9 protein-coding genes are annotated in these 12,683 nt (G+C 67.9%); all 9 read right to left on the reverse strand.

Features of this window, described 5'->3' with window-relative positions; genetic code table 11:
• Window positions 1-11 precede the first annotated feature (11 nt).
• Window positions 12-785 (reverse strand): acyl-ACP--UDP-N-acetylglucosamine O-acyltransferase, encoded by a 774-nt coding sequence (lpxA, locus tag VFE28_04655; protein ID HZM15274.1) that lies wholly within the window; start codon window positions 783-785, stop codon window positions 12-14.
• The gene (locus VFE28_04660; GenBank protein HZM15275.1) at window positions 785-2,104 is read right to left on the reverse strand and encodes a bifunctional UDP-3-O-[3-hydroxymyristoyl] N-acetylglucosamine deacetylase/3-hydroxyacyl-ACP dehydratase; all 1,320 of its coding nucleotides are present in this window, start codon (window positions 2,102-2,104) and stop codon (window positions 785-787) included. The genes lpxA and VFE28_04660 overlap by 1 nt, the downstream gene beginning before the upstream one ends.
• Window positions 2,101-3,201: a UDP-3-O-(3-hydroxymyristoyl)glucosamine N-acyltransferase gene (gene lpxD, locus VFE28_04665; protein HZM15276.1), complete on the reverse strand. Its 1,101-nt coding sequence runs from the start codon at window positions 3,199-3,201 to the stop codon at window positions 2,101-2,103. The genes VFE28_04660 and lpxD overlap by 4 nt, the downstream gene beginning before the upstream one ends.
• 48 nt (window positions 3,202-3,249) lie before the next feature.
• Window positions 3,250-3,792, reverse strand: coding sequence for an OmpH family outer membrane protein (locus VFE28_04670; protein ID HZM15277.1), 543 nt, complete (start codon window positions 3,790-3,792; stop codon window positions 3,250-3,252).
• A 139-nt stretch (window positions 3,793-3,931) separates the two neighbouring features.
• Window positions 3,932-6,370: an outer membrane protein assembly factor BamA gene (gene bamA / locus VFE28_04675; GenBank protein HZM15278.1), complete on the reverse strand. Its 2,439-nt coding sequence runs from the start codon at window positions 6,368-6,370 to the stop codon at window positions 3,932-3,934.
• A 140-nt stretch (window positions 6,371-6,510) separates the two neighbouring features.
• Window positions 6,511-8,949: an ATP-dependent Clp protease ATP-binding subunit gene (locus VFE28_04680; protein ID HZM15279.1), complete on the reverse strand. Its 2,439-nt coding sequence runs from the start codon at window positions 8,947-8,949 to the stop codon at window positions 6,511-6,513.
• A gap of 42 nt (window positions 8,950-8,991) precedes the next feature.
• Entirely contained in the window at window positions 8,992-10,587 is a 1,596-nt protein-coding gene (locus VFE28_04685) for a UvrB/UvrC motif-containing protein (GenBank protein HZM15280.1), read from the reverse strand.
• On the reverse strand, window positions 10,584-11,282 hold the full coding sequence (locus tag VFE28_04690) for an ABC transporter ATP-binding protein (protein HZM15281.1): 699 nt from the start codon (window positions 11,280-11,282) through the stop codon (window positions 10,584-10,586). Before VFE28_04690 ends, VFE28_04685 begins: the two co-directional genes overlap by 4 nt.
• Before the next feature lie 59 nt (window positions 11,283-11,341).
• Entirely contained in the window at window positions 11,342-12,607 is a 1,266-nt protein-coding gene (locus VFE28_04695; GenBank protein HZM15282.1) for an FtsX-like permease family protein, read from the reverse strand.
• Window positions 12,608-12,683 lie beyond the last annotated feature (76 nt).

Genomic DNA, 12,683 nt, shown 5'->3' on the forward strand with positions numbered 1-12,683 from the left:
CGCGGCGGCGCCTAGGTGGTGATGCCCCGTTCCGAGGTGGTGATGAAGTCGATCAAGGTGCGCACGTCGTCATCGGCGCCGAACTCTGCTCGCAGGCGCTCCACCGCCTGGCCGACGTTGAGGCCCGAGCGGAAGAGGATGCGGTAGGCGCGCTTGAGCACCGCGCGGCGGTCCTCGTCGAAACCGTGGCGTTCGAGGCCCACGGTGTTGAGGCCGACGACACGCAGGGGGTAACCACCGCAGCGCGCGAAGGGGGGTACGTCCTTCGGCACCCGGAAACCGCCGCCGATGATGGAGTGGGCGCCGATGCGCACGAACTGGTGCACCGGGGTGACACCGCCCACGATGGCGTGATCGTGCACCTCCACGTGGCCGGCCAGATTCACCGAGTTGGCGAGGATGACGCCGTCGCCGAGGCGGCAATTGTGCGCCACGTGGCAGTACGCCATGAGCAAGCAGCCGGCGCCGACGCTGGTCGTTTCCCCCTCGATGCAGGCCAGGTGGATGGTGGCGTATTCGCGGATGGTGTTGCCGTCGCCGATGCGCACCATGGTGGGTTCGCCGCGGTACTTCAGGTCCTGGGGTACGGCGCCGACCACCGCGCCATGGAAGATCTTGTTGTCCCGCCCGATGTGGGTGCGGCCCTCGAGGACCACGTGGGCGCCGATCCAGGTGCCCGCACCGACGGCGACCTCGGCGCCGATGCAGGCGTAGGGCCCGACGACCACATTCGCCTCCAGCTCGGCCCGGGGGTGCACCACGGCGGTGGGGTGGATGTCCAGCATCACGGCCTCTCCGCGATGGTGGAAAGGAGGGTCGCCTCGGCGACGAGGTCGCCGTCGACGAAGGCTTTGCCCTCCATCTTGCACACCGTGCCGCCGAAGCGCACCAGCTGCAGCTCGAGGCGCAGCTGATCGCCGGGGTGGACGGGCTTGCGGAAGCGGGCCTTGTCGATGCCGGCGAAGTACATGAGGTGGCGCTTGGGGTCGTCCACGGAGTTCATGAGCAGGACGCCGCCGCACTGCGCCATGGCCTCGATGATGAGCACCGCCGGCATCACCGGCAGGCCGGGGAAATGGCCCTGGAAGAAGGGCTCGTTGTAGGTGACGTTCTTGATGCCCACGACCCGCTTGCCATCTTCCAGCTCGAGGATGCGGTCCACCAGCATGATCGGGTAGCGGTGCGGCATGATTTCCAGGATGGCGCGCACGTCCATGAGCCCCTTGGCCTCCCCCTTCGGGCGCGGCGGCGGCCCCTGGTGCGTGGCCAGCATGCGGCGCACGAAGTCGGCGTTGGTGCGGTGGCCGGAGCGCACGGCGATGACGTGTCCCCGCAGCGGCCGCCCGAGCAGTGCCAGATCCCCGAGCAGGTCCAGGATCTTGTGGCGGACGAACTCGTCGGGGAAGCGCAGCGGCACGTCGTTGACGATGTGATCGCCATCCACGACCACGGCGTTGTCCAGGGTGCCGCCACGGATGAAGCCGCGCTCGCGCAACTCCACCACCTCGCTCATCAGGGCGAAGGTGCGGGCCGGGGCGATCTCCCGCGCGAAGGTCTCCGGGTCGATGTCGAAGCTGGCTTTCTGCGTGGCGATGAGCGGGTTGTCGTAATGGATGGTGAAGCTGACCCGGAAGCCGTCGTAAGGCACCGCGGTCACCTCCACGCCGTCCTGCTGCAACGACACGGTCTCCCGCACCTCCAGAGGCCGCCGCAGCGCCGCTTGCTGCACCACACCGGCGCGGCGCAGGACCTCGACGTACGGGGCGCAGCTGCCGTCGTGCGGCTCCCCCGGTTCGTCGCCATCGATCTCGATGTAGGCGTTGTCGATGCCGAGGCCGGAGAGCGCCGCCAGCACGTGTTCCACCGTGTGGATGCGAGCCCCGTGGCGCTCCAGCGTGGTGTTGCGCGGCACCGCCACATCACGCGGGGCGAATTCGATGCGCGCCGGGACATCCACCGGCGGCTCCAGGTCGGTGCGGCGGAAGACGAGGCCGGTGCCCTCGGGGGCCGGCTTGAAGCGCATGAGAGTACGGTGGCCCGTGTGCAGGCCGACGCCGGTGACCTCACAGGGAGCCGCGATGGTGCACTGGCTCGTGGCGCTCACGAGGGGCGCTCCCCGCCGGCGTTGCCCCGCTCCAGCGCCTCCAGGCGCTTCTCCAAAGCGCGGATGGTGTCGAGCAGCTCGGGGAGACGGGCCATGACGGCGCGCTGGCGCAATTCCTTCAGGTGCGGTCTCGCCGGGTACCCGGAGACCGTGGTCGCCGCCGGCACCGAGCCGATGACGCCGCTCTGGGCGCCGATGACCGCGCCGTCGCCGATGTGGATGTGCCCCACCACGCCGGCCTGGCCGGCAAGCTTCACCCCGGCGCCGATCTCCGTGCTGCCGGAGATCCCCACTTGGGCGCAGAGGACGCTGGTGCGGCCGATCTTCACGTTGTGGGCGATCTGTACCAGGTTGTCGATCTTGGTGCCGCGGCCGATCGTCGTGGTCCCGGTGGTGGCGCGGTCGATGCAGGCGTTCGCCCCGATCTCGACGTCGTCCTCGATGACCACGTGCCCCAGGTGCGGAACCTTGTGCAGAGTGTCGTGCTCGCGCACGTAGCCGAAACCATCGCTGCCGATCACCGCACCGGCCTGCACGATGACGCGATCGCCGATGCGGGTGGAGGGGTAGATGGTGACATTCGGATGGATGAAGCAATCGGCGCCGAGGCGGGAGTCGCGGCGCAGCACCGTGCCGGGGAGCAAGGTGGCGCGGTCGCCGATCTCGACGCCGCTTTCCAGGACCACGTGGGCGCCGATGGCCACCTCGTCACCCAAGCGCACGCTCGGGTCGATGACGGCGGTGGGATGGATGCCGCGGGGGATGGAGAGCGCCGTCGCCTCGCTGAAGCGCCGCAAGACCAGGCTGAAGGCCAGCGCCGGGTCCCCGACCCGCACCGCCGGGCGGTCGACGCTCTCCTGCGGCGTCACCAGGACCGCCGCGGCGCGGCTGTGCTTCAGCGCCGCGCGATACCGCCGTTGCGCCAGGAAAGTGAGATCCCCTTCGACGGCGTCATGGATGCCGGCCAGGCCGGTGATCCACGGATCCTCGTCCCCGACCAGCTGCCCGTGGACGAGGGCCGCCACCTCGGAGAGGCGCAGGCGTACTGACAACGCCGGCGCAGGGCGCGCCAGCGCAACGAACTTGTTCGCGCTCATGGGTTGACCTTCGGGATGGCGGGTGGCCCGCGTTCGGCGCCCCACGCCTTACTTGGCGGCGTTGAGGCGCTCGATGATCTTGTCGGTCAGGTCGACGCTGGGAGACGCATAAGCGATCCCCAGGCTGGCGCTGTCGAAGATCATCGTGTACTTCTCTTGCTCCCCCAACTCGCGGACGATGACATTCACCCGATCGAGGATGGGGCGGAGCAACTCTTCCCTCTTGCGTGCGGCCTCGCCGCTCGGCCCGAAGATCTGCTGGTAGTACGCCTCGAGATCCTTGCTGCGTTTCTCGAGCTCGCTCAGCTTCTCGCGCTTCTTGGCGTCGCTCAGCATGAGCTCCTGGGCCTTGAAGTCTTCCTCCATGGCTTTGAGCTCGCGGGAGCGCGTGTCCACTGTCTGGTTCCACGCTTCCCGTTGCTTGGCGAACTGCGCCTCGGCGTCCTTGTAGCCACTGAAGGCTTGGAGCACCTTTTCGGCGTCGATGTAGCCCAGCTTGATCTCCTGGGCCGCTAGCGGTCGGGCCACGGCCGCCGCAACCAGGGTGAGCATGGTCGCAGAAATGCACCAGGTTGGCAAGAATCGTTTCATCGGCCGCAACTCCCCACCTTTGCGAAGGGTTTTCGTCCTGTACTGCGCCGGCAGTACGCCTGCCGGCTCGGAACACGCCCCGGCGCGCCAGGGCGATCGAGGCTTCCCCACCGTGCGCCCGGAATCCTCCTGGAACCGCTCAGAAGAAGTTGCCGAAGCGGAAGTGGAAATTCCAGCTCGGCACCCGGCGTCCGCTGGTAGTGACGCGATCGAAGCCGTAGGCGTAATCGAGACCGAGCAAACCGATCATGGGCACCTCCACCCGGATGCCGGCACCGGCGCCCTTGCGCAGGTCGGAGAAATCCGCCTCGGCCATGCTGTTCCAGGTGTTACCGGCGTCGAAGAAGAGAGCGCCGTGGACGCGGGGACTGAAGGGATAGCGCAACTCGCTGGACCACAGCACCAGCGCCTGACCGCCGACGAAGGGCTCGTTCCCCAGCGGGTAGATCTCGAACTCGTCGTAACCGCGCACCGGGTAGATGAAGACGCCGCCGGGGCGGAAGAGCTCGTCGTTGGGCACGGCCTTGTTCTCGAGTCCCGTGAGCACGCCGATCCGGCTGCGCAGCGCCAAGGTGAACTTGGACAAACCCAGACGCTGGTACCAGGCCAGCTCCACCTCGTTGTGCAGGAAGCTGACGTCGCCGCCCAGGAAGGTGCCGAAGAGGTCGCCGTTCCATTCGGCCTCGGAACCGCGGGTCGGGAAGAACGGGCTGTCGGTGGAGTTCCGCCGGAGCGTGAGCCCCGTGCTGCGGCGGCGGCCGTCCTGCAGCGAAAGCCGCGTCCGCAGGTCCACCGCCGGATCGATGTCGGTGAAGGTGACGTTTTCCGCCCGGTAGCGCCAGGAGACGGTGGTGAAGTCCAGCAGGTCGAGCCGGCGGCCGAGGCGCAAGGCGCCGCCGGTGCGTTGGGTGCGGTAGAAGCTGTTCACCCGCGTGCGCCCGGCGCTGTTGAAGAGGTCCACCGTCAAGGTCATGGGGCTGTCGAACAGCCACGGCTGGGTGTAGCTGAAGTTGATGTCGTTGCGCACGCGGCTGAACTCCCAGCGAAAGGAAACGCGCTTGCCGGTGCCGAAGAGGTTGGTCTCCGCCATCTCGAAAAAGCCGGTGAGGGCGTTGACGGCGCTGTAGCCGGCGCCGGCCCCGAGCTGCCCGGTCTGCTTCTCCACCACTTTGACTTCCAGGTCGACGCTGCCGTCCTCCCGGGGCCGCAGACCCTCGGGCGGGATGTTGATGTCTTCGAAGAAGCCGAGTTGGAAGACATCGCGCATGGAACGCTGCAACAGGGAGCGGTCGAAGGTCTCCCCGGGCACCAGGCTGAACTCGCGCAGCACCACCTTGTCCTGGGTCTTGGTGTTGCCGAGGACCCGGATGTGGTGCAGCCGCGCTTGCTGCCCTTCGGAGATGTCGTAGGTCACGTTCACCAGGTCGCCCTGGATGTCCTTCCGCGGCGCCGCGGTGAAGTAGAAGTATCCCCGGTCCTGGTAGAGGCCGAAGAGGGCCTGGGTGGTGGCCTCGAAGGCGCTCTGGTCGAAGGGAGCGCCGGGGAACAAGCGCACTACGCGGTGGATCTCGTTGTCGGCGAACACCGTGTTCCCCTTCCACTCCACTTTGCCGACCCGGTACTGCTTGCCCTCCTCGATGCGGATGCGCAGCGTCAGGTCCTTGCCGTTGGCGGCGAGCTCGGTGTCGTGGCTGAGAACGCGGCCGTCCAGATAGCCGAGGGAGTGGTAGTAGGCGGCGATCTTGTCGAAGTCCTGCTTTAGCGCCTCGGGCTTGAGGTCGCCGCCGCTCCACAGGCCGTTCGTGCTCGTCTGCATCTGCTTGCGCAGCTTCTCGGCCGGAACCCGTTCGTTGCCCGCGAAGACGATCTGGCGAATCGAGGCCTTTTGCCCTTCCTGCACCTGCCAGACCAGGGACCAGTCGCCGCCCTCGGCGGCGAGGAGCGTGTCGCGCACCCCAGCGCTCTGGTAGCCCTTGTCCCGGTAGGTTTCCAGGATCTTGTCGCGGTCGCGCTGGCGCTGCCAGGGCGCGACGAAGCTGCCGGCACTGAGGCTCACCGCCGCCCGCAGATCGGATTCCTTGAGAGCGTCGAGACCTTCGAAGCGCACCTGGGAGAGCCGCGGGAACTCCTGCACCGTGACGTAGAGGATCACGCCGCCTTCCGCCTCTTCCCCTTCCACCCGCACGTCGGCGAAGCGACCCTTCTTGGTGAGCTCCTCCACCGCCCGGGCCAAACGCCGCGGATCGAAGGGATCCCCGGGGCGGACAGCGAACCATTGCAGCACCGTTTCCTTCGGCACCTTGACGTTGCCTTCCACCTCGACCCGGAGCACCGGCGGCACGCCCGACACCGACGGCACCGAGGGCCGGAGCAGGTTGGAAGGCGCTGGCTCCGCAGCCGGAGGCAGCGGCGTCGGGGCTTGCGTCGGCGCCGAGGGTGGCGGCGCCGGCGAGGCAGGCACCGAATCGGGGCGGGCCGGTTGCGACGCGGCGGCGCCGGCGCAGAGCACCAGAGCTCCCGCCGCGAGCCCGCAGCGATGCAGCAAGCCATTCTTTTCCAGGAACTTGCGCTCTCGCATCGACCTCTCTCCAGAGACCCCGGGGGCCGCTGTCCGCCCCCCAAGGTAACCAGGAGGCGGTCGGAAGGACAGAAGCAAAAAGGGCCCAGGCCCCCCCCTAGGGAGGGTGCCACGGGCCCTGTGTCGCGTCCTGGCGCCCCCTAAGGGGTGACGCCCGTACCTTCTACCTCGAAGAGCAGCTTGTTGTCCCCGGCATCGATCCGCACCTTGCCGCCCCGGGCGAGCTCGCCGCGGAGCATGCGCTCCGAGAGCGGGTCCTCGAGGTAGGACTGCAGGGCGCGCCGCAAGGGCCGCGCCCCCAGGTTGGTGTCGAAGCCCTGGGAGATGAGGAACTCCTCCGCTGCCTGGGTGAACTCGAAATGGATGTCCAGGTCGCTCAGCCGCCGTTCGAGGTCGGTGCGCATGATCTGGAGGATCTGCTGCATCTCCGGCCGGCCGAGGGGCTTGAAGATGATGGTCTCGTCGATGCGGTTCAGGAACTCGGGGTTGAAGATCTTTCGCATCTCGTCCTTCATCTTGCCGCTCATGTCGCTGAAGGCTTCGCCTTCCTCCTTGCCGAAGCCGAGGCCGCCGCCCGCCTTGAGCTGCCGCGCCCCCACGTTGGAGGTCATGATGAGGACGGTGTTCTTGAAGTCCACCCGGCGCCCGAAGCTGTCGGTGAGCTGCCCGTCCTCGATCACCTGGAGCAGGATGTTGTAGACGTCCGGGTGGGCCTTCTCGATCTCGTCGAGGAGCACGACGGAATAGGGCTTGCGGCGCACCTTCTCGGTGAGCTGGCCGCCCTCGTCGTAACCCACGTACCCCGGGGGCGCGCCGATGAGGCGGCTCACCGCGAACTTCTCCATGTACTCCGACATGTCCACCCGGATCATCGCATCCTCGTCGTCGAAGAGGAAGCGTGCCAGCACCTTGGCCATCTCCGTCTTCCCCACCCCGGTGGGGCCGAGGAAGATGAAGGAACCGATGGGGCGCCGCGGGTTGCGCAGGCCGGCGCGGTTGCGGCGCACGGCGCGGGAGACGGCGTGCACCGCGTCCTCCTGGCCGATGATGCGCTTGCGCAACTCGTCCTCCATGCGCAGGAGCTTCTCCGTTTCGCCCTCGGCGACGCTGGCGATGGGGATGCCGGTCATCTCGCCGACCACGGTGGCGATGTCCCTCTCGTCGACGATCGCCTCCTGCTCCTTGCGCTTCTCCTTCCACTCGTCCTGGATCTGCCGCAGCCGCTCGCGCAGCTCCTTTTCCCGGTCGCGGTAGCTCGCCGCCTTCTCGAACTCCTGCGCCTGGATGCAGGACTCCTTCTCCTTCGACACCTGTTCGATGCGCTGCTCCAGCTCGCGCACCCCGGTGGGCACGCTGCTGATCGACAAGCGCGCCCGCGATCCGGCCTCGTCGATGACATCGATGGCTTTGTCGGGCAGGAAACGGTCGTTGATGTAGCGCTGCGACAGGCTCACGGCGGCGACCACAGCAGCGTCGGTGATCTTGGCGCGATGGTGGGCCTCGTACTTGTCCCGCAGCCCGAAAATGATCTTGATCGTCTCCTCTTCCGTCGGCGGGTTGACGAAGATGGGCTGGAAGCGCCGCTCCAGGGCGCCATCCTTCTCGATGTACTTGCGGTACTCGTCCAGCGTCGTCGCCCCGATGCACTGCAACTCGCCCCGGGCCAGCGCCGGCTTCAGCATGTTGGAGGCGTCGATGGCGCCCTCGGCCCCGCCGGCGCCGACGATCGTGTGCAACTCGTCGATGAAGATGATGACGTCCTCGGACTCCCGGATCTCGTTCATCACCGCCTTCAGTCGTTCCTCGAACTGGCCGCGGTATTTCGTTCCAGCGACGACGGATGCCAGATCCAGCGTCACCAGCTTGCGGTCCTTGAGGACCTCCGGCACCTGGCCGCCGACGATGCGTTGCGCCAGGCCCTCGACGATGGCGGTCTTGCCTACGCCGGGCTCGCCGATGAGGGCGGGGTTGTTTTTCTTGCGCCGGGAGAGCACCTGGATGACCCGCTCGATCTCCTTCTCCCGCCCGATGACCGGATCCAGCTTGGATTCCCCGGCCAGGGTGGTGAGGTCGCGGCCGAACTGATCGAGCGCCGGGGTCTCGCGCTTTTCCTTCTTGGCGCTGCTGCGCTGGGTGGTGCCGATGCCGCCCAGCAGCTTCAGGGTCTCCTCGCGCACGCGCTTGCGGTCGGCGCCCAGCTCGATGAGCACCCGGGCGGCCACACCTTCGCCCTCGCGGATGAGGCCGAGCAGCAGGTGCTCGGTGCCGATGTAGTTGTGCCCGAGCAGGCGGGCCTCCTCGACGGAGAGCTCGAGGACGCGCTTCGCCCGCGGCGTGAAGGGGATCTCGCCGATGGTCAGCGTGCCGCCGCTCGGCGCCACCATCTTCTCGATCGCCTGCTGGATCTGCTCGAAGGAGAGCCCCAGGTTCTGCAGCACCTTGGCGGCAATGCCCTCGCCCTCGCGGACGATCCCGAGGAGGAAGTGCTCGGTGCCGATGTAGTCGTGCTGCAGGCGGCCCGCCTCGTCGCGTGCCAGGAACAGGACCTTCTTGACCCGTTCGGTGAATCGATCGTTCATCGCCTGCCTCCGCGCAGCCGCGTCACTATACCACCGGCGCCGTCAGTTCTGCGAGCCCTCGAGTCGCTTGCGAATGGCCGCGGCGCGCCAGATGCTGCGCTGCACCGCGTCACCGTCGCTGCCTGCGAGCAATTCCGTGTGCGCTTCCTGTCCCAAGGTCAGGATCTCCGTCAGCACCTGCCGCGACAGATCCAGGATGCCTGTGCTCGCACCGAGACGCAACATGGAAGCGTGCTGCAGGGTCTCTTGCGCGTTGAGCTTGCGCGCGTGGCGCAAGATCCCGTAGGAACGCCAGATGCGGTCTTCGAGCAAGCTCCGTGCCCTGGACAGGAGCGCTTCCTGACTCTGCTTCTCCTTGACGATGAGATCGTGGGTGACACCTTCGAGACGTTCCAGGATCTCCTCCTCCCGCAGTCCCAGGGTGAGAGCGTTGGAGACCTGGAAGAAATTCCCCAGCGCCGCCGAACCCTCGCCGTGATAACCCCGCACGGTGACGCCAAGACGGTGCAGCGCTGCCAGCTCGCCCTCCATGCGGTTGTCCAGTACCAACCCCGGCAGGTGCAGGAGCACCGAGGCACGCATGCCCGTCCCGGTGTTGGTGGGACAGGCGGTGAGGAAACCGAGGCCGTCGTCGAAGGCGAACTCCAGGCGTTCCTCCAAGGACGCCTCCAGCCGCGTCGCCGCGCTTTGGGCGCGCTCCAGGTCGAGGCCGCTGCACAGCGCCTGGAGGCGCATATGGTCTTCCTCGTTGATGATGAAGGAGACGCTCTCGTCGCCGGCGATGACGACGCCGCGCTCCGCCGGCGCGTCCACCACCTCCTGGCTCAAGAGCTGGCGCTCCCCCAGGATGCGGCGCTCCACCGGTTGCAGCGGCGCCAGCACCAGGCGCAGCTCGCCGCTCTCCAGGCCGAGCGCTTCAGTGCGGGCCAGGATTTCCCGCAGCGCCGCGGCCCGTGCCTCCGGCCCGGCACCTTGGGGGAAGACGCGGTCCGCCAGATTGCGGGCGAGGCGGATGCGGGTGGAAAGGACGATCTCCTGTTCCGGACCCTCGCCGCGCAGCCATACGCTGGGGCGGCGCACCAGCTCGCTCACCGAGCGGGCAGCGCTCGGGCCTGCCGCGGGCGCCGCCGGCGCCGGGAGCACCGCGCCGCTCTCGGTGGCCCGGATGTCGTCCCGCAGTCGCGCCGCGCGTTCGTAGTCCTCGGTGCGCACGGCGAGCTCGAGCTCGCGGCGCAGATGTCCCAGACGTTCGCGCTTCTCCCCGCCGACAGCGCTGCCGCCGGGGCGGCGGCCGGTGTGCCGCGTCTGCCGGTGGATCTCTTGCAACAACTTGAGCAGCGATTCGCCGAAGCCGGCGTAGCAGCTCGGACAGCCGAGACGGCCGCGCTCTTGGAACTGGGCGAAGGTGAGCCCGCAGCGGCTGCAGCGCAAGGCCGGCGCCGGCGGCGCGCTCTCGCTCTCCGGCTTGGCGAGAGAAGAGAGCAGCTGGTCCACGTCCGGCCCTTCCTCGAGGAGTCCGCGCTCTTCGGCGCAGCCCCTGCAGATGAAGAGTTTGGCGACCCGGGCCTCGGCAATCTCGGTGTAGTGCACCGAGGCGGGGTTCTTCTCGCACAGTTCGCACAGTGCCTTGTCGCTCACAGGACGGTCTCCAACTGCTGCAAGGGCCGCAGCACGCCTTCGCTCAACACCAGGGTGCGTTGCGCCCGCCGTGCCAAGCTCGGGCTGTGGGTGGCGACCAGAAAGGCCTGGTGGCGTTCCCGCGATAGCTGCTCCAGGAGCCGCAGCAAGGCCTCGCTGCTGTCCCGGTCCAGATTGCCCGAGGGCTCGTCGGCGAGGACGACCTCGGGCATGTTCACCAGGGCGCGGGCCACGGCGACACGCTGCTGCTCGCCGCCCGAGAGTTCCCCAGGCTTGTGCCGGGCGCGCCCGGCGATGCCCATCGCTTCCAGGAGCTCCAACGCCCGGGCGCGCGCCGTGGTTTCGCGCTCTTTGGCGATGAGGGCCGGCAGCACCACGTTCTCCAGGGCGGTGAACTCGGGCAGCAGGTGGTGCATCTGGAAGACGAAGCCCACCCGCCGGCTGCGCCGGTGCGCCCGCTGCCGGTCGCCGAGGGCGTAGAGATCCTCGCCACCCAGCTCCACGCGCCCGGCGTCCGGGTGCATGAGGCCGCCCAGGATGTGCAGGAGCGTGCTCTTGCCGCTCCCCGAGCTCCCCGCCACCGCCACCAGCTCGCCGCGTTCGATCTCCAGCGAGGCGCCCCGGAGGACCTCCACCTGGGACGGCAAGCGGCCGAAGGTCTTGCTCAGATCCGACGCCCTAAGTACCGCTGTCACGCCAGGTTGCCTCCACAACGAGAATCTACGCCGGGCTCGCGCGGGTCCGCAAGCCGGGGCTACTCATAGCGGATGGCCTCGATCGGGTCCAGGCGGGCCGCCTCCCAGCTGGGATAGAGGGTGGCGGCAAAGGAGAGGAGCACCGCCGCCAGCGAGACGAGGAGGAAATCGTCGGGACGCATGGCCACGGGGAGGCTGTCGATGATGTAGACGTCCCCGGGCAGGGCGATGCCGATGCGGTCCACCAGTTGGCAGCCGAGCCAGCCGAGGCCGCTGCCGAGCACGGCGCCGAGGACGCCGATGGTGGTGCCGTGGATGACGAAGATGCTCATGATCCCCGCTCGCGTGGCCCCCATGCCCTTGAGGATGCCGATGGCCTTGCGCTTTTCCATCACGATCATCGTCAACATGCCGACCACGGTGATCACGGCGATGGAGATGATGAGCACGAAGAGGAGGAACATGAGCTTCCGTTCCGTTTCCATCCAGGTGAAGATGTTGCGGAACATGGAAATCCAGTTGTTGGTGTAGTACGGCATGCCGAACTCCGTGTCGAGGCGCGCCGCCGCCCGGTCGGCCTCCATGTAGTCGCGCACCCGGACGCCGATGCCGTAGACACGGCCCTCGAAGCCGAAGAAGTCCTGGGACTCCGTGAGGTCGATGTAGGCCATCTGGGAATCGAACTCGTAGAAGCCGGAGTTGAGGAAGCCGACGACGCGGAAGTCCCTGCGGTTGAAGTCCAGCTTCTCCAAACCTCGCTGTTCCGGCGGGATGTCCTTCATCGCCCCGAGGGTGACCACGTCGCCCAGGCTGGCGCCGAGATCGCGGCCCAGCTCGAAGCCGAGGACGATGCCCGGATAGTGACGGGCGTCCACGGCGTCGAAGAGCGTGGTGTCGAAGCCCACGAAGTCCGGCTTGATCGTCTGCATCACCCGGGTGGTCTGCGCTTCCTTCGCCGGCTCGATGCCGAGGACGATGCAGCCGTGCAAGCGCTGGGTGAGCCGGGCGCCGCTGCCGAGAGCCAGCACCGCTTCACGACGTACGAAAGGCGATTGGGCCACCACGTCGGGCAGCCGGCTGAGGCGCTCCATGGTCTCCGCGTGGTCGGTGAACGGTTTCTGGGACAGCACGATGACGTGGTAGTTGGTGTTGACCACGCGCCGGCGCACTTCGGTCTCGAAGCCGTTCATCACCGAGAGGGTGATCTGCGGCGCCGCCACCGCGAAGATGACCCCGGTGGTGGCGATCAAGGTGAGGACGGAGATGAGGAAATGCCGCCGCCGCGGCTGCAGGTAGCGGAACCCGACCTTCCAGGAGTAGTGCACGCTGTCCTTCCTAGGCGTCGCCGGCGGGGCCCTCGCCGGCGGCTTCGGGCCGCATGGCCGGGAAGAGGAGGACATC

Source organism: Candidatus Krumholzibacteriia bacterium, from assembly GCA_035649275.1.
In the GTDB taxonomy this organism is placed as follows: domain Bacteria; phylum Krumholzibacteriota; class Krumholzibacteriia.